This is a genomic window from Pseudaminobacter sp. Soil_N_29 (genome assembly GCF_057656055.1).
Genome location: NZ_JBDGLC010000001.1, coordinates 919683 through 942012, shown reverse-complemented (window position 1 = coordinate 942012; position 22330 = coordinate 919683). Strand labels below are relative to the sequence as shown.

Annotated in this window: 21 protein-coding genes; 10 read left to right on the top strand and 11 right to left on the bottom strand. The window is 62.6% G+C overall.

Annotated elements, in window-relative coordinates; translation table 11 throughout:
- Positions 1 to 8: 8 nt before the first annotated feature.
- Together AC3A4H_RS04480 and dsdA are read left to right on the top strand one after the other, a co-directional pair.
- Entirely contained in the window at positions 9 to 1259 is a 1251-nt protein-coding gene (locus tag AC3A4H_RS04480) for a D-amino acid dehydrogenase (protein WP_487765601.1), read from the top strand.
- A gap of 17 nt (positions 1260 to 1276) precedes the next feature.
- Positions 1277 to 2602: a D-serine ammonia-lyase gene (gene dsdA, locus AC3A4H_RS04475; protein ID WP_487765600.1), complete on the top strand. Its 1326-nt coding sequence runs from the start codon at positions 1277 to 1279 to the stop codon at positions 2600 to 2602.
- 310 nt (positions 2603 to 2912) lie between these two features.
- On the opposite strand, the gene AC3A4H_RS04470 is transcribed toward dsdA, so the two are convergent.
- Genes AC3A4H_RS04470 through AC3A4H_RS04455 form a run of 4 tightly spaced genes read right to left on the bottom strand, consistent with a single transcriptional unit; the run spans position 2913 to position 7005 of the window.
- The gene (locus AC3A4H_RS04470) at positions 2913 to 3734 is read right to left on the bottom strand and encodes an ABC transporter permease (RefSeq protein ID WP_487765599.1); all 822 of its coding nucleotides are present in this window, start codon (positions 3732 to 3734) and stop codon (positions 2913 to 2915) included.
- Complete coding sequence (locus AC3A4H_RS04465) at positions 3731 to 4696, bottom strand: ABC transporter permease (RefSeq protein ID WP_487765598.1); 966 nt, start codon at positions 4694 to 4696, stop codon at positions 3731 to 3733. Before AC3A4H_RS04465 ends, AC3A4H_RS04470 begins: the two co-directional genes overlap by 4 nt.
- A gap of 27 nt (positions 4697 to 4723) precedes the next feature.
- Positions 4724 to 5809, bottom strand: coding sequence for an ABC transporter ATP-binding protein (locus AC3A4H_RS04460; protein WP_487765597.1), 1086 nt, complete (start codon positions 5807 to 5809; stop codon positions 4724 to 4726).
- A 26-nt stretch (positions 5810 to 5835) separates the two neighbouring features.
- Positions 5836 to 7005 (bottom strand): ABC transporter substrate-binding protein, encoded by a 1170-nt coding sequence (locus AC3A4H_RS04455; protein WP_487765596.1) that lies wholly within the window; start codon positions 7003 to 7005, stop codon positions 5836 to 5838.
- A 59-nt stretch (positions 7006 to 7064) separates the two neighbouring features.
- Between AC3A4H_RS04455 and AC3A4H_RS04450 the strand changes: the two genes are divergently transcribed.
- The 7 genes from AC3A4H_RS04450 to AC3A4H_RS04420 all read left to right on the top strand — a co-directional run bounded on the left by AC3A4H_RS04450 (position 7065) and on the right by AC3A4H_RS04420 (position 13615).
- On the top strand, positions 7065 to 7226 hold the full coding sequence (locus tag AC3A4H_RS04450) for a hypothetical protein (RefSeq protein WP_487765595.1): 162 nt from the start codon (positions 7065 to 7067) through the stop codon (positions 7224 to 7226).
- 536 nt (positions 7227 to 7762) lie between these two features.
- On the top strand, positions 7763 to 8677 hold the full coding sequence (locus tag AC3A4H_RS04445; protein WP_487765594.1) for a LysR family transcriptional regulator: 915 nt from the start codon (positions 7763 to 7765) through the stop codon (positions 8675 to 8677).
- Positions 8678 to 8789: 112 nt separating this feature from the next.
- On the top strand, positions 8790 to 9677 hold the full coding sequence (locus AC3A4H_RS04440) for an ABC transporter permease (protein WP_487765593.1): 888 nt from the start codon (positions 8790 to 8792) through the stop codon (positions 9675 to 9677).
- 20 nt (positions 9678 to 9697) lie between these two features.
- Positions 9698 to 10498 carry an ABC transporter ATP-binding protein gene (locus tag AC3A4H_RS04435; protein WP_487765592.1) on the top strand — a complete coding sequence of 267 codons (801 nt, stop codon included), beginning with the start codon at positions 9698 to 9700 and terminating at the stop codon, positions 10496 to 10498.
- A 36-nt stretch (positions 10499 to 10534) separates the two neighbouring features.
- Positions 10535 to 11668, top strand: a complete 1134-nt coding sequence (locus AC3A4H_RS04430; protein WP_487765591.1) for an ABC transporter substrate-binding protein — start codon at positions 10535 to 10537, stop codon at positions 11666 to 11668.
- Positions 11669 to 12009: 341 nt separating this feature from the next.
- Entirely contained in the window at positions 12010 to 13167 is a 1158-nt protein-coding gene (locus AC3A4H_RS04425; protein ID WP_487765590.1) for a calcium:cation antiporter, read from the top strand.
- A gap of 34 nt (positions 13168 to 13201) precedes the next feature.
- Positions 13202 to 13615 (top strand): hypothetical protein, encoded by a 414-nt coding sequence (locus AC3A4H_RS04420; RefSeq protein ID WP_487765589.1) that lies wholly within the window; start codon positions 13202 to 13204, stop codon positions 13613 to 13615.
- Between the two features lie 61 nt (positions 13616 to 13676).
- On the opposite strand, the gene gyrB is transcribed toward AC3A4H_RS04420, so the two are convergent.
- Entirely contained in the window at positions 13677 to 16124 is a 2448-nt protein-coding gene (gene gyrB / locus AC3A4H_RS04415; protein ID WP_348777821.1) for a DNA topoisomerase (ATP-hydrolyzing) subunit B, read from the bottom strand.
- A 492-nt stretch (positions 16125 to 16616) separates the two neighbouring features.
- Entirely contained in the window at positions 16617 to 17201 is a 585-nt protein-coding gene (locus tag AC3A4H_RS04410) for an NADPH-dependent FMN reductase (RefSeq protein ID WP_487765588.1), read from the bottom strand.
- Between the two features lie 198 nt (positions 17202 to 17399).
- Between AC3A4H_RS04410 and AC3A4H_RS04405 the strand changes: the two genes are divergently transcribed.
- Positions 17400 to 18773: a cytochrome P450 gene (locus AC3A4H_RS04405; protein WP_487765587.1), complete on the top strand. Its 1374-nt coding sequence runs from the start codon at positions 17400 to 17402 to the stop codon at positions 18771 to 18773.
- A 145-nt stretch (positions 18774 to 18918) separates the two neighbouring features.
- Here AC3A4H_RS04405 and AC3A4H_RS04400 read toward each other — a convergent pair whose 3' ends face one another.
- The 5 genes from AC3A4H_RS04400 to hemW form a co-directional block, all read right to left on the bottom strand.
- A complete protein-coding gene (locus AC3A4H_RS04400; protein WP_487765586.1) occupies positions 18919 to 19149 on the bottom strand; it encodes a DUF3297 family protein in 231 nt (76 codons plus the stop codon).
- Between the two features lie 103 nt (positions 19150 to 19252).
- Positions 19253 to 19624 (bottom strand): YraN family protein, encoded by a 372-nt coding sequence (locus AC3A4H_RS04395; RefSeq protein WP_487765585.1) that lies wholly within the window; start codon positions 19622 to 19624, stop codon positions 19253 to 19255.
- The gene (gene rsmI, locus AC3A4H_RS04390) at positions 19617 to 20489 is read right to left on the bottom strand and encodes a 16S rRNA (cytidine(1402)-2'-O)-methyltransferase (protein WP_487765584.1); all 873 of its coding nucleotides are present in this window, start codon (positions 20487 to 20489) and stop codon (positions 19617 to 19619) included. The genes AC3A4H_RS04395 and rsmI overlap by 8 nt, the downstream gene beginning before the upstream one ends.
- A 116-nt stretch (positions 20490 to 20605) precedes the next feature.
- Complete coding sequence (locus AC3A4H_RS04385; RefSeq protein ID WP_487765583.1) at positions 20606 to 21040, bottom strand: EamA family transporter; 435 nt, start codon at positions 21038 to 21040, stop codon at positions 20606 to 20608.
- 125 nt (positions 21041 to 21165) lie between these two features.
- On the bottom strand, positions 21166 to 22320 hold the full coding sequence (gene hemW, locus AC3A4H_RS04380) for a radical SAM family heme chaperone HemW (RefSeq protein WP_487765582.1): 1155 nt from the start codon (positions 22318 to 22320) through the stop codon (positions 21166 to 21168).
- Between the last annotated feature and the right edge of the window lie 10 nt (positions 22321 to 22330).

Here is a 22330-nt window from a genome sequence, read left to right as displayed (position 1 = left end):
AGGGAATCATGAAAGTCATCGTTCTGGGGGCCGGGGTCATCGGCGTCACGTCCGCTTACCAGCTCGCCAAGGCGGGCCACGAAGTCGTCGTCGTCGACCGCCAGGAAGGGCCGGCACTGGAGACGAGCTTCGCCAACGCGGGCGAGGTCTCCTTTGGCTACTGCTCGCCCTGGGCCGCACCCGGCATTCCGCAGAAGGCCATCAAGTGGACTTTCATGAAGCATGCGCCTCTCATCCTGAGGCCCAAGGCCGATGCGGCCATGCTTTCCTGGCTGATGAGCATGCTGCGCAACTGCACCTCGCAGCGCTACGCCATCAACAAGAGCCGCATGCTTCGGCTCGCCGACTACAGCCGCGTGTCGCTTGCCGCGGTCCGGGAAGAGACCGGCATCGCTTATGACGAGCGGATGCAGGGAACGCTCCAGCTCTTCCGCACCCAGCAGCAGCTTGACGCCTCCGCGAAGGACGTGACGGCGCTTGCCGCCGACGGCATTCCCTATGAGGTGCTCGACCGCGAGGGCTGCATCCGCGTCGAGCCCGCCCTGGCGCATGTGCGCCACAAATTCGTCGGCGGCCTGCTGACGCCGAAGGACGAGACCGGCGACTGCTTCAAGTTCACCACCTCACTGGCCGACACGGCGGCTGAACTCGGCGTTCAGTTCCTCTATGGCACTGAGGTCAAGAGGCTCGATGTCGAAGGCGGTCGCGTGCGCGGTGTCGTGACCGATCGCGAAACGCTGAAGGCCGATGCCGTGGTCGTCGCGCTCGGCAGCTATTCGCCGTTCCTCCTCAAGCCGCTGGGCATCCAGCTGCCGGTCTACCCGGTCAAGGGCTACTCGCTTACCATCCCGATTACCGATGCGTCCCGCGCGCCGGAATCGACCGTGATGGACGAAACCTACAAGATCGCAATCACGCGTCTCGGCGACCGCATTCGCGTAGGCGGCATGGCGGAAATCTCCGGCTACACGGACGACCTCAGCCTGGCCCGCCGCCGCACGCTCGAGCATTCCGTCACCGATCTCTTCCCCGGCGGCGATGTCTCCAAGGCATCCTTCTGGTCGGGCCTGCGACCGATGACACCGGACGGCACGCCGGTGATCGGCGCCACGAAGATCGCCGGCCTGTTCCTGAACACTGGTCACGGCACGCTTGGCTGGACCATGAGCACCGGATCGGCGCGGGTCGTCAGCGACCTGGTCAGCGGCCGCAAGCCCGATATCGACGCAACCGATCTGGCGATCGCCCGCTACGCCTAGAAACCAGGAGAGCAGCCATGGCGATCCAGTTGCCGAGCCATCCCATCCGCGCAGATGTCCTCGACGCGAAGCCGACGCTCTGGGCGAATCCATCTTATCGCCCCGGCGCCGTCAACGACGCGACGCTTCCCGTCCGCCCGGAGCAGGTGAAAGATGCGCAGCGCAATTGGCAGAGGCTCGCCCCGCTCCTGGAAACGTGCTTCCCCGAGCTCAAGGCCAGCGGCGGGGCGATCCGTTCCGAACTGGTGGATCTGGGTGATCTGAGCGCCGCTCTTGGCTATGACGGGCAGGCGTTCGGCCGACAGTTCATCAAGGCAGACGGCGACCTGCCGGTGGCCGGCTCGGTCAAGGCGCGGGGAGGGGTGTACGAGGTCTTCACCTTTGCCGAGCAGCTGGCCAAGCGGGAAGGGCTGCTGAAGGCGGGCGACGACATTCGCCGTCTCGCCGAAAGCGATGCACGCGCCTTCTTCTCCCAGTACACGATCGCGGTCGGCAGCACCGGAAATCTCGGATTGAGCGTCGGCATCGCCGCGCGCGCGCTCGGGTTCAAGGCAACCGTGCACATGTCGTCCGATGCCAAGGCGTGGAAGGTTGAACGCCTGACCCGCCTGGGCGTGCAGGTGGTCCAGCATCAGGCCGACTATACGACGGCGGTTGAGAACGCCCGGATCGTCGCGGAGAACGACCCGACCATCTACTTCGTCGACGACGAGCAGTCCCAGCAGCTTTTCCTCGGCTACAGCGTCGCAGCACTTGAGTTGGCCGAGCAGCTTCGGGCCCGGGAAATACCCGTCGACGCCGAGCACCCCCTGTTCATCTATCTGCCCTGTGGCATCGGCGGCGCGCCGGGCGGCGTGGCATTCGGCGCCAAGATGGTCTTCGGCGATCATGTCCACTGCTTCTTCGTCGAGCCGGTGCAGTCGCCTTGCGCGCTTGTCCAGCTCATGACCGCATCGGAAGACCTGGTTTCCGTCTACGATGTCGGGCTGACCAACAAGACCGAAGCCGACGGCATGGCGGTGGCGAGGATGTCGGCATTCGTGGCAACCGTCATGCGCAACATGCTGGCGGGCGTCTTCACCGTCGCCGACGACGACCTGTTCCGCTGGCTATATCTCGCCCACTCCACGCTCGGCATGCGCCTCGAGCCCTCGGCAACCGCCTCCTTTGCCGGTCCCGAATTTGTGGTGAACCACCCGGAGGGCAAGAAGTTCTGTGCAGACGTCGGCATCGAAAAGCGTTTGCCCAAGGCCACGCATGTGCTTTGGACAACCGGCGGCTCCTTCGTGCCTGAAGAGCAGTTCGAAGACTTCCTGGCCCGCGCGGCGGCATTGCAGCTGTAGCGGAAGCCGCGGTTCGCCGTTTCCTCCTGTGCCCAGCACCGCCTGCAGCGCCAACCTGCGAGGCACACCGCCAATCGGATCGAAAGGCTCAGGGCAGTCTGCCGGTCCGCTTAAGTCACCGGAACGTCCATTTCAGGGGAAGCGGCCGATTCGGTTTTTTGTGCCGAAGCGACGCCGCGCCGTCCGCGCGAATCCGCTCCAGAAGTCGGCGGGGCTGTGCTCAAATCAAGAACTCGCGCCGCCGGCACCAGCGACATGCGGCCCGCGATAACCTTCAACACCTCAATCAAGTTGCGTGGCAAGATCAACATCAGGAAGGGCTCGCAGCCCGCTCCCGGCCGAACACCAAGGGCAGGACGAATATCTCGACGCCGACAAGAACGATGCCGGATATAAGGAACACGATTGTACCGATCGCATTGAGCGAAGGATCGACAACCGCTTTCAACACGGAAAAAATTGCCACCGGAAGCGTCTGGTCAAACCCGGCCACGAACCACGCGATCAAAAATTCGTCAAAGGAGAAGGTGAAGGCAAGCAGCCAGCCGCCCACGATTCCCGGCAAAGCCCAGGGTATGACGACCCGTCGAAGCGCTTGCCATTCGGTCGCGCCAAGATCCCAGGCGGCCTCTTCGTGCGATCTCGGCAATTGAGAGAGGCGCAACTGGATGATCGCCAGCGCAGGCGCCGTTGTGAGCAATACATGCATAAGGAAAACCGAGTACAACTCGCCGTTCAAGTGAAGGCGCGACAGCAAGCCGAGACACGCAACACCCAGAATCAAACCGGGGATCAATACCGGCATGATGAATATCCCTGTCAGCAGATTTCGCCCCCTGAACTCGAAGCGATTTATTGCATAAGCCGCGAGAAAGCTGATCATCGTAGCTACGGTGGCCGCCGCCGGAGAGACGATGATGCTGTTGCCGAGAGCTGTGATGAGCGTGCCGTCGTTGAACAGCTTCCGATACCACTCAGTGCTGAATCCCATGAGCGGGAAACTTGCGAACTGGTTCTTCTGCATCGAAAACAGAATGAGCATGCATATCGGCAAATAGAGGAACAGAAGGAAAATGCCGATCCAGACCCGGGCGGCAAAGATCCAGGCTTTACGTTCGCCATCCTCGGTCATCGACGATTATCCTTCACATCTTTGCCCATCAGGCGAAGTGAAACTGCAAGAACAACCAGCATGATGACAACAAGGATAGTTGCCATCGCGGTGGTGCGGGGCAGATTGGACGAGCTTCCATATTCGGACATGATCATGTCGGGGAAGGTCGGAACCCGACCGATCAGCGAGGTGCCTCCTCCACCTCCCAGCAATGATCCTGAGAGGAAATCGCCAAGGCAAATGATCGTCGCAAAGCTGGCGGAAGTGATAAGACCTACCTTGCTTAACGGCAATATGACCTTCCAAAACGTCTGCAGGCGTGTCGCGCCGAGGTTGCGCGACACGTCGATCAACGCCCTGTCGATGTTCGAAACCGTCACATAAAGAATGATTATCAATATCGGCGTCACATAATGGATGAGGCCGATCCTTGTGGCGATCTGGGTGTACATGAGCGAGATGCGCCATTCACTCAGGCCCAGGGTCGTCAGAAAGGAATTGATCGCGCCTTCTCGCGCCAGGATTATCTGCCATGCATAAAGCCGCAACAAATAGCTGCTCCAGAACGGAGCGACGGTGAGAAGAAGCGCCAGACGCTGGTATCTCGCAGGCACGCCATAGACGATGGAAAGAACGACCAGATAGGTGCATGTCGTTGCAATCAACGCGGCCGGCACAGCCACCCACAACGACTGGGCAATTCCCCACGCATAGCGTGAGCCCGTGAACATGCTCGCGAGAATTTCGCGATAGTTCGTCAGGGAGAAGTCCGCCACAGGGCTATAATCTTCCACCCGCCAGAAGCCGAACCAGAGAAAAAAACAAAGCGGCCCGAAAAAGAACAGGCCGTACCACGCCACCGCGGGCAGAAGACAGAACTCCTTCAACCAGCTTTGATTGGGAGTCCGCACTTTGACGACAGGTGGAACGATCACTGTTTTTTCCATAGCAACCGTCGTGTTCTGTTCTTGAATTGTCACCCTAGGACACCCTCAAAGGCCGGAGGGCTATTGAAAGCCGATGATAAAAGCGTCGCGTGCCGAGAAATAAAGAGTTGAAGGCGCACCCGACAACTTCTCTGGCGGTTCTCCGGGGCTGTCCTCGGACACGATCTTGATTTCATTGCCGTCGGGCAGATCAAAAAGATATACGTTGTGGGAACCGGCAAATTCCCTGCCTCTCAAAATTGCACTGAGCTGGTTCTCATTCGATGAGTTTGCTGGCGCTCTTCTAATCTTGTCGGCTTGGACCACCACATGCACGGTTTCACCGATTTGCGGCGATTTCGACCCTGTCACCGCACGAATGGGTCCATAGTCCGAGGCGATCTCCGCGACATTGTTGCTGACATTGGCGACCTTGCCCGAGAACAGATTGTTCATCCCGACAAACTGGGCGACGAACCGGCTGCTCGGGTGATGGTAGATCGCCTCCGGCGTACCCACCTGCTCGACGCGGCCCTTGTTCAGCACAGCCACGCGATCGGCCATGGAGAAAGCCTCATTCTGGTTGTGCGTAACGTAAATGAAAGAGATGCCAAGTGCTTGCTGAAGGCGCCTCAGCTCTCCTTGCATCCTTATGCGAAGATGGGCATCGAGGGCGCTCAAGGGCTCGTCCAGCAGCAGGATTTCCGGCTCCGTTATAATGGCGCGCGCGAGCGCGACACGCTGCTTCTGACCGCCGGAGAGCTGGCTGATCCGACGATCGAGCAAACCCTCCAGGCTGACCAGATCGGCCATCTTGAGGACTTTTTCACGAAGTTCCGAAGGAACGTGCGGCCCCAGCCTGGGGCCAAAGGCAATATTGTCGAATACGTTGAGGTGGGGGAAAAGCGCGTAGTCCTGCCACACCAGCCGGGTGGGTCGTCTGTGTATCGGAACGGAGGCCAGGTCACGGCCCTTCAACAACATCTGTCCAGACGTTGTCGATTCAAGACCAGCCATGATCCGCAACAGCGTGGTCTTGCCGCAGCCGCTCGGGCCCATGATTGCCATGAACTCGCCTTGACCGACTTCCAGGTCGATCCCGTCCAACGCGACGAAATCGCCGAAACGCCGTGTGATGCCGATCAGTTCGAGATCCTTTTTCGCCACCGCTTTCCCCCTCTCTTGAAATCGGCCTATGCCGACTTGAACTCATTGTAGATATCGATCCATCGCCGCTCAGGCTGAAGGCTCGGCAGCGAGCGCGGCACGCTTCGTTCAAGAAGCGTCTCTACAAGCAGTTGCGAGGGATTATTGGGGTCAGGCACGTAGCTGAGCAGTTCGCGTTGCTGATCGTTCCAGAAATCAACGACCTTCATGTTGGGTGCCCGGGCCTTGAACGCATTGGTGTAGACCAGTTGCGACTGTGTTTTGGCCCGCATCATGTATTTGATCCATTCAAGCGCGAGGTCCTTGTTGCGGCCTTGCGCGCACAGGGCGGCCGTTTCCTGAAAGCGCACGCCGCCCTGCTTCGGGATGGTCGAACTATAGTTTTTGTGTCCCGCCAGGATCAGGTCGATCTCGAAATCCCCGACGGGAGAGGCGTAGATGTCTTCCGCCAGCATGGCCTGCACCAGCGGCTGGTTCGCACCTGCAAACATCAGAACTTGCGGGCGCAACTTCAGAAGCCACTCTCTCACCTTTTCCAGGGCTTCGTCGGAGATGGCATATGGGTCCTCGATGTTCGGCTGCACGGCCATGCTCGCATTGCCCATATTCGGCAAATACCAGTCGAAGACCCCGATGCGTCCCTTAAGCTTGGGCTCGAAGAGTATGTTCCAATCCTGCGCCTCCTCGTGCGAAATGATATTCGTGTTGTAGGATATGCCGTAGAAACTGAACCTGGTGACGACGGACCACACTTTTCCGTCATCCGCCTGCAGCATCTTCACGTTACGAAGCTTCGGGTGATAGTTGTCGATATCCGGCATGCCGGAAGTACTGAACGCCTCCAGGGCGTTCAGCGCCCGAAGCTTTCCGATATATTCCGAGTCGCTTATAATCGCGTCGAAAGTTCCGCGCGGCGTTTGCGAAAAATATGAGAGCATTTGCTCGCCGCCGATATAGATTTTGAAATCGACCTTGACCTTGTGCGTGTCCTCGAATTCCTCGACGACGCCGCGTTCCTCGTAACCGGGCCAACACAACACCCGCAACGATTGATCCGCCGCATAGGATCTGGAAAAGATCGAAAATGTCGTGACCGCCGCAGCGGCGCCCGCGGCGGTTTTCAAGACCTTGCGGCGGGTCATCGCGGCGTCTCTTGTGCCGGCGACATTGTTGTTCTGACGTTTCTGGTCGCTCATATAAGATCTCCCGTTTTTTGTTGTATTGAGGAAGTCAACAAGCAGAAAAACGCTGGTATATGATCTATTGGAAGGGGTGCTGCGTAGCGCTCCATGCGATGGTGCCGCCTGGACAGGCCGATACAGAAATCACCAACGATCTTTTCGAAAGCCGAACCGATATTTCTCGCCGGAAGCGTCAGTTCCATCAGGCGCTCGCGCGCCGCTTCGACGCGACGTGACAGATCTTCGAGCTTGCAGCTGCGGTGCTGGCGGTGCTTTGCGACGAACGAACCATCGGAACGGGGCCGCTCTTGTCTCGAGATCCAGCAATCGACCACCCCTGATGATCCTGTAGTCATGTGTCGTACTACACCCCAGAGTTGGGAGCAGATTGGTTATCAGCTTGGACAGCGCGTGGTCGTTTCAGTCTTATTCGGCACCGGTCCCTCGACGATTGCGATTGGGGTCGGGATTGCGTGGGTCAGGTAGCGTTGTTTGGACCCTTGCATTAGTAAACCCCAAAATTTCGAACCATAATCATTGACCCCGCAAATGCTCGAGGGCTGACGGGCGCTGCACATCAGCAGATCGGCGCAGCCGCCGAGGCCTCGGCACATCCGCTGGTTCATGGGGGTCACCATGGGCCGGTTTCGCTTTGGTTTCTTGACGACCCTGCCGGCCCACATCATTATCCCTGAAGAACCTGCTTGCCGCAGGTGTGCTCTTCCGGGGGGAGGAATAGCGTGGGTCTTGTTCGCCGGACGGTCGCTCGCTAATGGCGACGAGAGACAATTCCAGTTTTCATCGCAGGATTGACTGGAACCTGTTTCGCACCTTTCACGAGATCGCCAGTGCCGAGGGCATTACCCGGGCCGCTGAAAATATTGCGCGAAAACAGTCGGCCGTGAGCCTCGCCCTGAAGCGGCTGGAGGATCATCTGGGCACCAAGCTCTGCCGCCGCGGTCCGGGGGGCTTCTCCTTGACGGACGAAGGCTTGATCGTGGCCGAGACCTGCGAGGCGCTGAATGCGATGGTCTCGCGCATGCCGAGCCGAATTGAAAAGCTGGCCGAGCAACTGGTTGGCCGCATCAACATCAAGATGATCGGCAACATCGTTTGCGAGAAGCTGGACGCCGCTATCCGAGGCTTTCACACGCGGCATCCCCAGGTTCAGATCAGCATCGACATCTGCACATGGGACGCCGTGGCCGGCTCGCTGCTGCGCGAGGTGTCCGACATCGGCTTCTCGCCGGTGCGCCATTTCCGCGCCGACCTCGAATACAACCTTCTCTTCGAGGAAGTGCATCGGCCTTATTGCGGCAGTGGGCACCCGTTGTTCGGTCGGACCTTCGATGACCCCTCTGAACTGCGCGACGAGCCCTTTGTGCTTACCGGCAATGACGAGCCCGACGAGCTTACCGCCTACCGCATCACCCACGGGCTCGGCAGCCGTATCGCCGGGCTGTCGGACTCGCCGGAAGAAGCCATGCGCCTCGCAAAGCTGGGGTTTGGGATCTGCTTCTTGCCCGATGGCTTGGCGGCCGAGGCAGTGGCTCAAAACCAATTGTCGCCGCTGCTGGGCTACGATACCGCGCCGAGGCTCAGCATCTACGTCATCACCAACCCCGCCGCACAACGCCATTTGGCGCGCGACCGGCTGGTGCACGAGATCCTCGCAACCGAACTCTGACGCAACGAACCATTGATCGGATCAATGCCGATGATCAGCTGATTGGGAGTTGTCCCATCTGCGGAGGCAGAACAGTCTTCATCGCAGTTCAGGTGAAGAACTGGAGCGTGCGATGAGTGCCTCAGTTGTGAAGGACGCCGGGCAAGGCCCTGCTCCGACAACCGGAATCCCGATCGAACTCGACGCGTCGCCGATCCATGTGGCGCCCAGGGCACGAATGCTCGAGTTCCGCGCCAAGCCCGGCCCGACCCAGACCGTGGCGCTCGCCATCACCGGCGTCGCAGCGTTCTTCATCGTCTGGCAACTGGCCCATTCCGTTACCTCGGAGGTGAACCAGAAGTTCTTCCCGTCGCCGCTGCAGGTGCTGACGGCGCTTTATGCGCTCTTTGCGGAGAAGAACTTCCTCGCCGACGTCGTGAAGAGTTGCTATCGCGTCTTCGCCAGCTTCTCGCTCGCCACGCTGGTCGCCGTGCCGGTGGGATTGCTCATGGGCTCCTTCAAGTCGGTGCGGGCGCTGCTGGGGCCCGTCGTCTCGGCCTGGCGCTATCTGCCCGCGGCTTCCTTCATCCCGCTTCTGCTCGTGTGGTTCGGACCGAACGACACTTCCAAGCTGGCGCTCCTCTTCCTCGGCGTGATCTTCTTTCTGATCGCGCTTATCGTCGACAATACCGAATCCGTTCCCAACGAGTTCATCGAGGCGGCGCTGACGATGGGGGCGAGCCGCGGCAAGGTGCTGATCGGGATCGTTGTTCCGGCTGCGGCCCCCGCAATCATGGACTCCCTGCGCAACATGATCGCGGTCAGCTGGACCTATCTGGTTATCGCCGAGATCGTCGGCGCGCAGGACGGCATCGGCGCCGTGATGATGAGAGCCGGGCGCTTCCTCAACGTGGATGTCATCATGGGCGGCATCCTGACCATCGGTATCCTCGGCGTGATCACCGACATGTTGTTCCGGGTGGTTGCGAGGCTTTCCATGCCCTGGGCTTTCAAGCGGTGATGGTGCTGGAGATGAATGCAATGCAGGGAATTGAGGCCGCATTTCCGGTCATCGAGGCGAGCAGGGTCTACAAGCATTTCGGCAATGGCGCCGTCACCGCGCTGCAGGATATTTCGCTGGAGCTGCGGGAGAACGAGTTTACCGCCTTCGTCGGCCCCTCCGGCTGCGGCAAGACCACGATGCTGCGCATCATCGCCGGGCTCGAGCATCCGACACGCGGCCGCGTCAGCATGGGCAGCACGCCGATCACGGGCCCGGGGCCCGACCGCGGCATGCTGTTTCAAGCCTATACGTCCTTTCCCTGGCTCACAGCGCGCAAGAACGTCGAGTACGGCATGAAACTTCTCGGCGTGCCCAAGGTCGAACGCGAGGCCCGTGCCATGGATTTCCTCCGCCTGGTGCGGCTGGAGAAGGTCGCGGACGACTATCCAGGCGGCTTTTCAGGCGGCATGAAGCAGCGTGTGGCGTTGGCCAGGACCCTCGCCCAGAACCCGCGCGTGCTGCTGATGGACGAGCCCTTCGGCGCGCTCGACGCCCAGGTGCGCTGGGAAATGCAGGAGCTGATGATCGAACTCATGGAGCGCGAGCGCAAGACAGTCGTGGCGGTGACGCATGACATCGAGGAAGCGATCTATCTGGCCGACCGCATCGTCTTCTTCACCGGCCAGCCAGGTCGGGTGAAGGCCGATATCCGCGTCGAATTCAAGCGGGGCCGTCGATTTCCGAAGAAAGAGGACCTGCTGGCCCAGCCCGGCTACTCGGAACTCGAGCGGCACCTCTTTGCCATGATGCGCGAGGAGATCCAGGCTGCCGCGGCCTGAAGAACGGAATGCAAGATAATTCAAGGAGGGACGACCATGCTGACCAAGACCCTGCGTTTACTCTCCACCCTGTTTCTGGGCGCTTGCTGCGCCACCGGAACTGCCCACGCCAAGGAGAAGGTCGGGGTAGCCATCATCTCGTTCTCGCCCTATGCCGCCTGGTACATCGTGAAGGAGAAAAACCTAGCGCCCGAGATCGACCTCGATGTGAGCATCATCGAGGGTATCACGGAGAAGAACGCCGCCATCACGTCCGGCCAGGTCCAGTGCATGAACAACACGCTGGACAGCATGGTGGTGGCACGCTCCGGCGATCTTCCCGTCAAGGTCGTGGCCTTCTCCAATATGTCCTACGGGCTCGACAAGATGATCGTGGCCGAGGACATCAACGCGGTCGAAGAGTTCAAGGGCAAGAAGTTCGGCGCCGATTTCGGCTTCCTCAATCACATGTGGATGCTGCTCACTTTGCAACGGGCCGGCATCGACCCCGCGGAATTGCAGCATGTGATACTGCTGCCGCAGGAAAGCGCCGCCGCCTTTACCAGCGGCGGCCTCGACATCGATGTGAACTACGAGCCCTTCGCTTCGCAATCGCTGAAGCGGCCGGGCGCGAAGATCTTCAAGTCCAGTCTCGACGATCGCACCTGGGAGCGCGGCCTCATTTCCGATGCCATCGCCTGCAACGAGCAATGGATCACGGAAAAGCCCGAGGTCGCCAAGGAACTTGTCCGGGCCTGGTTCGAGGCCGTGAACTGGTGGAAGCAGAACCCGGCCGAGGGCGATGCCATTGTCGCCAAGGGGTTGGGCTGGCCAGACGCCGACGTTCGCCTCAACCAGGCCGGCGCCATCATGCTGAACCTCGGCCAGAACCTTGGCGCCTTTGCCTTGGCTGGCGGCAAGCCGCTTTGCGAGGATCTGCCGTCCGAGGCGCCCAGGGCGCCTGCCGACAGCAAGGGCTGGGGCGCGCTGTTCGACGGCAAGGACTGCGAGGCGGGCTATGCGCCCGGAACGTGGGACCTGTTCAGCAAGACCTATCTCAAGGCAGGCGTTATCCAGAAGGAGGCGCCCGCCAAAGAGGGTTTCGACACCTCATTCCTGGAGCAACTGGCCGCGGACAAGTACCAGGAAAAATACAATTCCAACCAGTGGATTGGGCGCGTGGGCCTCTGACCCACTCCATTTGGCGGAACTGACAGACGGAACGACGCCAGCCGGTGCGCCCATCGCGTCACGCGCCTGAGCGCCACCAAGAGGTGGAAGGCGGGATCGAGCTGGTGATGGAAGCCGGTCCGCGAATGAGGTCAGCGATCCAGACCGTCCAACACACAACCGCATATGTCCGACAACACTGGAGGAGGCCAGCCGATCGCAGCCACCTATTCCTACTTCTGTCCTTGGTAGACATACGTGGGAAGGAGCAATAGCTTTGCTAATGTGTCAGGTGGCGAGCGTGCAGGACGACCTGTTGCGGAAGCATCGTCAGGGGACGGCCCCGTTGTCAGAGGGTTTTGATGTCTTCGACCGCTCCCCTTTCCGAGACGCTTCCAACGCCGACCTTCATCCGCGAACTGTTCCCCGTCGAAACCGTGCTGCGGCTCGCGCTATCATGGGTGATCGTCGTCATGTTCCAGATCGGCCGCCGCTCATGGCTGGCCGATCCCCTTTCCACCCCCGTGGCGATCATCGGCTTTGTGGTGCTATTCTCCACGATCCTGCTCGCCGCCTTCGGCGTCGTGCGCGAGGCGGATCACCTCGCCCACAAGCTTGGCGAGCCTTACGGCACGCTGATCCTCACCCTCACCATCGTCACGATCGAGGTCATCCTGATAACGGCGGTCATGGTCGGTCCTCGACAGTCCGACACAATCGGACGCGATTCAATCTTCGCGGTCATGATGATCATCATGAATCTGGTAACCGGTATCTGCCTGCTTTTCGGCGGCTTGCGAAACGGCGAGCAGGAATACAACTCCCAGGGCGCCGTGGCATATCTGTCGATGATTGTGCTGTTGACAGGCTCCGCGCTGGTTTTGCCGAATGTCGTCAGTTCCGGGAACGGGACCTTCGCGCCGGGGCAGGCCATCGCGCTCGCCGTCCTGACGGTAATCCTCTACGCGACCTTCCTCGCGATGCAGACAAGAAGCTATCGACGCTTCTTCATCCAACCTGAATCGGCTCCGCCGGAAGGTCCAGACGCGCGGATGCCGCTGCACAAGCGTGCAATTCTGATTCGCTCTGTGATCCTCGTGGCGCTTATCCTGCCTATCGTGCTGCTTGCCCATGATTTGGCCATCCTGATCGATCTTGGCATTGAACAGGCGGGCGCACCGGCCGCCGTGGGCGGCGTCCTGATCGCAATCATCGTGTTTACGCCGGAATCCATCACGGCGGTCAAGGCGGCGGTGGCCAACCAGATGCAGCGCGCCATCAATCTGTGCCTCGGCGCTTTCGTCTCAACGGTGGGACTGACCGTACCCGCAGTGCTGGCGATCGGCCTGATCATGAACAAGACCGTGGTGCTGGGGCTGAACGCCGCTGACACGGTCCTGCTCGTGCTCACCCTCGCCCTGACGACACTGACCTTCCTCGGGCCGCGAACTTCACCCATGCAGGGAATGATGCATCTGGCGCTCTTCGTCGTCTATGCGGTTCTCCTGTTCATGCCATGAGGTGATTACAAAGGTCCCTTGCATCTTCGCGCGGATGTTTATCGGCGATCTTGGACGCTCTGCTGTCTTCGACCTAGCCGGCCTCGATATCGCCTGGGCCCGCCGCAAGCACCTTGCGGCGCCACGCGACCCGCAAGCCCCCTATGCGCCGCTGGCCGACCAGTGGTGCGAAATCGGCAGGTTCGGGGTCGTAGCGCCGATCGGGCGGAATGGGATCGAGCAATTGCTCGTGGCTATCAAGGACGGAAGCGACGCCAGGATCCCCGCTGATGCGCTAAGGATCAGCGGTCGAGATCGGCGTGTGCTCTCCGCCTGTCAATGCCTGGGGCAGTTCACCGCGCCGCATGAGCTCCATTTCGGCGCCAGCCGTTCGGTCTCAGAGACGAATGCTTCATTCGGGTGGTCTCTCGGGGTGAACTTTCTCAAGAACGAGAATCTTGTTCCGTAGTTTCTCACTCCCGCAAACAAGATTCTCACTATTTCTGACACTGACCAGTGGTGTGGGCGGCTTACACGTCCAGGTTTGCCACCGAAAGCGCGTTGTCCTGGATGAACTCGCGGCGTGGCTCCACCTCGTCGCCCATCAGCCGCGCGAAGAGGGCGTCGGCGTCTGTTGCGTCGGAGATCTTGACCTGGAGCAGCGAGCGCACGTTCGGGTCCAGCGTGGTTTCCCAAAGCTGCTCGGCGTTCATCTCGCCAAGGCCCTTGTAGCGCTGCATGGTCAGGCCCTTGCGGCCGGTGGCGAAGATGGTGTCGAGCAGCGCCATCGGCCCCGAGATCGCCTCGGAAGTCTCCTTGCGGCGCAGCACAGGAACGGTGCCGTAGACCTCGCCGAGACGGCCGGCAAAGCGGTCGAGCGCGCGCGCGTCGGCCGAATGCAGCAGCCCCATGTCGAGAAAGGCGGATTCCTTCACGCCGCGCACGGTACGCTCGAGGATGTAGCCGCCGGGGCCCTCGTTGGAGGTCGCCGTGCGGCCATGCCAGCCGCGCTCGGTGTCTTCCGCGATGGCGTCCAGAAGAGTGGCGATGGTCTCGGCCATTTCGTTTGCCCGGCCGAGATCGTCGAGAATGGCCGGATCGAGCGCGCCGGCAATCGCCGCCTGTTCCACGATGCTGCGCGAATAGCGCGTGTGCAGGCCGTTGAGCAGCCCGCGCACGGCAAGCGCATCGTCCACCACGGCGCGCAGGTCTTGGCCGGCGCGCACTTCGCCCGAGCCGAGCGTCAGCGAGGCTTCCTCAAGCCCGGTGCCGATGAGGAATTCCTCCAAGGCGGTTTCGTTCTTGAGATATTGCGAGCTCTTGCCACGCGAGACCTTATAGAGCGGCGGCTGCGCGATATAGAGGTGGCCGCGCTCGATCAGCTCCGGCATCTGCCGGAAGAAGAAGGTCAGCAGCAGCGTGCGGATGTGGGCGCCGTCGACGTCGGCGTCGGTCATGATGATGATCTTGTGGTAGCGCAGCTTGTCGGCGTTGAACTCGTCCTTGCCGATGGAGGTGCCCAGCGCCGTGATCAGCGTGCCGATCATGTCGGACGACAGCATGCGGTCGAAGCGCGCGCGCTCCACATTGAGGATCTTGCCGCGCAGCGGCAGGATCGCCTGGTTCTGGCGCGAGCGCCCGCCCTTGGCCGAGCCGCCTGCCGAGTCACCCTCGACGATGAAGAGTTCGGACTTGGCCGGGTCGCGCTCCTGGCAGTCGGCGAGCTTGCCGGGCAGCGAGGTGATGTCGAGCACGCCCTTGCGACGCGTCAGTTCGCGCGCCTTGCGGGCGGCCTCGCGCGCGGCGGCGGCTTCCACCACCTTGGCGATCAGGATCTTGGCTTCCGAAGGATGCTCCTCGAACCAGGTGCCGAGCGCCTCGTTGACCAGGCTTTCGACCACCGGCCGCACCTCGGAGGAAACCAGCTTGTCCTTGGTCTGCGAGGAGAATTTCGGGTCCGGTACCTTGACCGAAAGCACCGCCGTCAGGCCCTCACGGCTGTCATCGCCCGTGATCGAGACCTTTTCCTTCTTGGAGATGCCGGAGGTCTCGGCATAGCTGGTTACCTGGCGGGTCAGCGCGCCGCGGAAGCCGGCCAGATGGGTGCCGCCGTCGCGCTGCGGGATGTTGTTGGTGAAGCACAGCACGTTCTCGTGATAGCTGTCGTTCCACCACATGGCCACTTCCACCGTGATGCCGTCGCGCTCGGCGCGGATGGCGATGGGCGAGGGGATCAGCGGCTTCTTGGCTCGGTCGAGATACTTCACGAAGGCTTCGAGCCCGCCCTGGTAGAGCAGCTCCTGGCTCTTCACATCGGCGTGGCGCTTGTCGGTCAGCATGATGCGGACGCCGGAGTTCAGGAAGGCGAGCTCGCGCAGCCGGTGTTCCAGCGTCGAAAAGTCGAACTGGACCATGGTGAAGGTTTCGGGCGAGGGCAGGAACGACACTTCCGTTCCGGTTTCAGTGCCCGCATCGCCGGTAACGGCCAGCGGCGCATCGGCCACGCCATGAGTGAACTTCATCTCGTGGATCTTGCCGCCGCGACGGATCTTCAGCTTCAGCCAGATCGACAGCGCGTTGACCACCGACACGCCGACGCCGTGCAGGCCGCCGGAGACCTTGTAGGAGTTCTGGTCGAACTTACCGCCGGCGTGCAGCTGCGTCATGATGACTTCCGCCGCCGAGACGCCTTCGGAAGGGTGTAGGTCGGTCGGAATGCCGCGGCCGTTGTCGGTCACCGTGCAGGAGCCGTCGGGATTGAGCGTGACGGTGACGAGCGTGGCGTGGCCCGCCAGCGCCTCGTCGATGGCGTTGTCGACCACTTCATACACCATGTGGTGCAGGCCCGAGCCGTCGTCGGTGTCGCCAATATACATGCCGGGCCGCTTGCGCACCGCGTCCAGGCCCTTGAGGACCTTGATGGAATCGGCACCATATTCAGGCTGCGCACCGGCCTGGTTCTCGGTCGTATCGCTCATGAAGTGCTTTCGTCTCTCTGTCGCGGGACAGGTACGCGCGAAGCCCCTCGAATCGCGCACCCGATTATAATCAAGATATAGGGGTTCCCAGCCATTTTTCCAAGTTTTACAAGGATTTTGCGGGGGAAATTGGGCGCTTTACGGGATCGTTTCACCGGGCTTCACGCAGCCGTCGAACGTCGCGTTCGCTGCGCAGCAAGTCCGCCTTCGCGGCGAGCACTTTTGCCAGCACGTCGCTGGCGATGCGGGGGAGCGGATCGTTGCGTCGGCTTTCGTGCCAGCAGACCCGGAGCGGGGCCGGGAATTAGGGCAACGCCTCGCGACGCACCAGGTCGAGCGCGGTCGTGGCGGCTACCGCGGGCGGGGCCGCCAAGGCCGGATTCTGCTGCGGCCAGCAAGCCGGGCCGGAAAATGGCGGGCATGAGCCGGTTCTCCGCCATCCGCCCTGCCTGGATCCAGACAGGGCGAATTCGTTTTGGCCACGCCCGCGGGTCAGGCGGCCGCCGCCTGCTTGGCCGGGCGCAGCGCCTTCAGCGCGCCGGTCCAGCGGTCAAGCTCGTCCAGCATCGTCGTGGCGCTGGCGAGAATGAGGTCGTTCGGCTTGAACTCGCCATCGACCAGCAACTGCGGATAGTTCGGCACCGGCACGCCTTCGGGGATCGGTACCACCTTCTGCACCATCAGCAGCGGCTTGGCCGATTCGACCGCGCGAAGACCGCCCGAAACGCCGCCGTAGCTCAGGAAGCCGGCCGGCTTGTAGCGCCACTCGGCCGAGAGATAGGTGATGGCATTCACCAGCGGCGCCGGGATGAAGTAGTTGTATTCCGGCGTCACGAACACGAAGGCGTCGCCCTCGGCGATCGTCTGCGCCCAGCGCTTGGTGTGCTCGTTCTCATACTGGCCAAGGCGCGGGTGCTTCGGCTCGTCGAACAGCGGTAGTTCGAACTCGGCGATGTCCACCAGCACCGGCTCGAACTTGCCGTGCTCGCGCGCGAAATCGGCAAACCATTTTGCGAAGACCGGGCCGACGCGGCCTGGCCGGGTGCTGCCGATGATGATGTGGAGCTTATGTGTCAAAGTCGTATTCCCTATGCAATCCAGTCACCAAAGGTGACTTAGGGAGGAAATGGGCCTATCCCGCCCGGAAGGCAAGCGAGCACCATCGGCCCTCGGCGGGAATTTGCCGGTGACGCTGCGTTCATCCTTTGCGGGACGGTCTTCGTTTCTGTGGACGCGCGGCCGCGCCCCGCCTACATAGACCGGACGGAGGACACGATGGATACCGCGCCCGCTCCCTTCATTCCGCCCGCGCCAAAACCCCGCAGCACGCCGCCCTCGACGCTGCAGATGATCCGCATCGTCTATCGCAACCCGCTCGAACTGTGGGGCGAGCCTTCCTACAACGAGCCGTGGATTTCGGTCTCAGGCATCGGCGGGCCGCTGGTGATCGCCAACGATCCCGGCCTGATCCGCCACGTGCTGGTGGACAATGCGAAGAACTACAAGATGGCCACGGTGCGCCAGAAGATCCTGCGGCCGATCCTGCGCGACGGGCTTCTGACCGCCGAGGGCGAGGTGTGGAAGCGCTCGCGCAAGGCCATGGCGCCGGTGTTCACGCCGCGCAACATATTCGGATTTGCGCAGCCGATGCTGAAGCGCACGCTGGAATTCGTGGAGCGCTACGAGGGCGAGACCGGCACGGTCGACGTCGCCCGCGACATGACCACGCTGACCTACGAAATCCTCGCCGAGACGCTGTTTTCCGGCGAGATCGCGGGCGAGCCGGGCAGTTTTGGGCATCAAGTCGACCATCTGTTCGAGACCATGGGCCGGGTCGATCCGCTCGACCTCCTGCGCGCGCCCGACTGGCTGCCGCGCATAACCCGCATTCGCGGCCGCAAGACCATGGCCTATTTCCGGAAAATCGTGTCCGACACGATGACCATGCGCAAGGAGAGGCTGGAGCGCGAGCCCGATACCGTTCCGCAGGATTTTTTGACCCTGCTGTTGCGCGCCGAGGGGCCGGACGGGCTGGCGCGCGGCGAGATCGAGGACAACATCATCACCTTCATTGGCGCCGGGCACGAAACCACCGCACGCGCGCTCGGCTGGACGCTCTATTGCCTGGCCGAGGCGCCGTGGGAGCGCGCGCCGATCGAGGCCGAGATCGACGCGGTGCTGGCGCGCGAGCCCGACCCGACCAAGTGGCTCGACGCCATGCCGCTGACGCGCGCGGCCTTCGAGGAAGCGCTGCGGCTCTATCCGCCGGCGCCCTCCATCAACCGCGAGCCGATCGAGCCCGAATATTACCGCGACCTCTATATTCCGCCCAAGGCGGCGGTGCTGGTCATGCCCTGGACGGTGCACCGCCATCGCAAGCTGTGGGACCAGCCGGATGCCTTCATGCCGTCGCGCTTCCACCCCGGCAACCGCGAAAAGATCGACCGGTTCCAGTACCTGCCGTTCGGGGCAGGGCCGCGCGTCTGCATCGGCGCCAGCTTTGCCATGCAGGAGGCGATCGTCGCGCTCGCCGTCCTGCTCTCGCGCTTCCGCTTCGACACTGTGGCGGAGACAAAACCCTGGCCGGTGCAGAAGCTGACCACCCAGCCGCAAGGCGGCCTGCCGATGCGGGTGACGCGGCGGGGGTAAGGCCGCCGGCTTGTTGCTCTACGTTGCCCCCTCTGTCCTCACCTCCCCCACAAGGGGGGAGATTGGATGTCACCTCGGCTTTCGCCAATCATGTCACCAACTGAAAGTCTGGTCAGGCTCGGTGGCGGAAGGCGTTCTCCGACGCTCAGGCCCGCAGAAAAGGCTCGACCGTGCCCTTGAGCTTGATGGTGATCGGCTGGCCGAAGCGGTCCTTGGACTTGCCGGCCGGCACGCGGATCCAGCCCTCGCTGACGCAATATTCACTGACATCCTCGCGCTCGCGCCCGTTGAACAGGATGCCGACGCCGCGTTCCAGCACTTCGTCATCGAAGAAGGGGCTGCGCGGGTCGATGCTCAGCCGGTCGGGAAGGGTCATTGCTTTCTCCAGTAATCCTTGGCGCGATGCGGACGCGATTGCCCGCGTCGCAAGCTTTGCGAGGCCTGTTAAGGGCATCGGCCGTCAGCGTAAAGCCCCACGCTCAATTCCGCCCCTGGAATGCATTCTCCACATGCACCGGCCAGCGGCGCGGCAACACCGCCACCAGGTCGAAGCGCACGGAAAGCCGGCCGTAATCCGGCTGGCGCGACAGCCAGAGATCCGCCGCGCCCTCGATGCGGCGTTCCGAGCCATAGGCCACCGCTTCCATGGCCTCGCCAAGGGTCGGCCGGGCCTTCACCTCGACGATCAGCACGAGGTTTCCGCGTCGGGCGATGAGGTCGATTTCGCCGAGTTTTGTGCGGTAGCGGCGCGCGACGATGCGGTAGCCTTTCAGCATCAGCGCGAGTGCCGCAAGCCATTCGCCGCGATGTCCGCGCCGGTAGGCCTTGCGTCGCGCCAGCGTGTCAGCCATCGCCGCCTTCCTTGAGTTCGAGCAGGCGGCGATAGAGCGCCGGCTTCTGGCCTCCGGTCATGCGCGCGGCCTCGGCGGCCGCTTTGGAAGCGGGCATTTCGGCCGCGAGCGAAAGCAGCAGGCGGTCGACATCTTCCGGCGCAGCCGCAGCCTGTGCGGCCGGCGGCCCGACGCAGATGACGATCTCGCCCTTGGGCGTCGGCGCCTCGGCATAGTGGGCCGCAAGGGCGGCCAGCGTGCCGGTGCGCATCTCCTCGAAGGTCTTGGTGAGTTCGCGGCCGATTGCGGCCGGCCTGTCGCCATAGACGTCGGCCATGGCGACCAGCGTGTCGGCCAGCCGGCGCGGCGACTCGAAGAAGATCAGCGTCGCCGGTACGGCTGAAAGCTCGGACAAGCGGGTGCGCTTCTGGCCGTCCTTCACCGGCAGGAAGCCGGCGAACATGAAGGCGTCCGACGGCAGGCCCGAGGCGGTGAGCGCCGCCAGAACAGCGGATGGGCCGGGGATCGGCACCACGCGGATGCCCTTTTCCAGCGCCTGCTCCACCAGCCGATAGCCGGGGTCGGAGACCAGCGGCGTGCCGGCGTCGGACACCAGCGCCACGCTCCTGCCTGCTTCCAGAGCCTCGATCAGCCGCGGGCCGGCCTCGGCCGCATTGTGCTCGTGATAGGGCGTAGGGCGCTGGCGGATGCCATAGCGGTCGAGCAGAACGCGGGTGACGCGCGTGTCCTCGCAGGCGAGCACATCCGCGCCGGCCAGCGTTTCCAACGCGCGCAGCGTGATGTCGCCGAGATTGCCGATGGGCGTGGCGACGAGGTAAAGCGCTACCTCCAGCGGCCGGGCGGCGACCTCGGTCTGCCCGATCATGAAACTTTTCCTGCCGCTGTCCGTCGTCACGCTGCCGTCTCCTTGGTCGCCCTCTTTCGCATGGGCGGGCGCGCGTTGCAAAAGACCTTTCGCGCCGCTCCTGAAAATCGGGCCGGTCAGACGCGGTAGGCGACCAGCACCGCGCCGGCGGCAATCAGCGCGATGCCAAGCCAGTTCGCGCCGGTCAGCCTCTCGCCAAGAAAAACGACGCCGAACACCGCGACCAGAACCACGCTTAGCTTGTCGATCGGCGCCACCTGCGCGGCCTGCCCAAGCTTCAGCGCGCGGAAATAGCAGAGCCACGAAGCACCCGTGGCGCACCCGGACAGGATCAGGAAGGCATAGGTCTTCGTGGAGATCGACCCGAGCGCCTGCGCCTGTCCCGTGGCGACCACGATGCCGGCTGTCACCAGCAGGATGACGATGGTGCGGATCAGCGTGGCGAAGTCGGAATTGACGTTTTCAACGCCGACCTTGGCGAAGATGGCGGTAAGTGCGGCGAAGGCGGCCGACAGCACTGCCCAGAACTGCCAGGATGCGAAAGTGGTCATGGGCTGTGTCTCCCCGCTGCGATGCCACGTGGAAGCTGTAGCATTTCGGGGAGGGTGACGAAATCGTGGATAAGCTTTCAAGCGCGGTAGCGACGGACAGCTTCATCGACTGCGCAGCCGACGTCTCACCGCGCCAGGTCGGCCACCACGGCGTCCAGCACGATCATGCCCGAAGGGGTGGCGCGAAGGCGCGAATTGCCGACGGGCTCGATCAGCCCTTCGTCCCGCAATATCGACACCCGCGCCGGAGACAATTCCCGCCCCGAAAGCGCCTCGTAGCGTACGAGGTCGATGCCTTCGACAAGCCGCAGGCCCATCAGAAGGAATTCGTCGGCTTCCTCCGAACGGGTCAGTATCTCGCCGCCGGTGACGCCGTGGCCCTTGGTCTCGACCAGCTCGAGCCAGGTCTCGGGCATCTTCTCGGCAATGGTCACCACGCGCCGCCCGTCCTCCACGAAGCGCCCATGCGCGCCGGGGCCGACGCCAACATATTCGCCATAACGCCAGTAGATCAGATTGTGCCGGCTTTCGGCGCCGGGCCTGGCGTGGTTGGAGATTTCGTAGGCAGGCAGCCCGTGCGCGGCCGTCACCTCCTGCGTGATCGCATAGAGCTCGGCCGCCTGGTCGGCGTCCGGCAGCTCGAACTTGTGCGCGGCATGCAGCGCGTGGAAGCGCGTGCCTTCCTCGATGGTGAGCTGGTAGAGCGAGAGGTGGTCGACGGCGTGGCCTATCGCCTGCTTCAGCTCGGCCGCCCAGGCCTGCGGCGTCTGGCCGGGCCGGGCATAGATCAGGTCGAAGGACAGGCGCGGGAATGTTTCGCGCGCCAGCGCGATGGCCTGCAACGCTTCCTCGACATTGTGCAGCCGGCCAAGGAAGCGCAGGTCGGCGTCGTTCAGTGCCTGAACGCCCAGCGAAACGCGATTGACCCCGGCGGCGCGATAGCCGCGGAAGCGCTCGGCCTCGACGGAGGAGGGATTGGCCTCCAGCGTTATTTCCACGCCCTGCGGCACGGTCCAGTTGGCGGCAACCGCGTCGAGTACGGCCGCCACCGTCTGCGGCTTCATCAGCGAGGGCGTCCCGCCGCCGAGGAATATGCTGGTCACCTCGCGCGGGCCGGTGCGCTGGCGCATCGTCGCCAGTTCGGCCTCGAAGGCGCGGACAAAGCGCTCCTGGTCCACCGGCTGGTGGCGGACATGGCTGTTGAAGTCGCAATAGGGGCACTTGGCCGCGCAGAACGGCCAGTGGATGTAGACGCCGAAGCCCGGTTCGCTGCTGGTCAATATCGCGTCC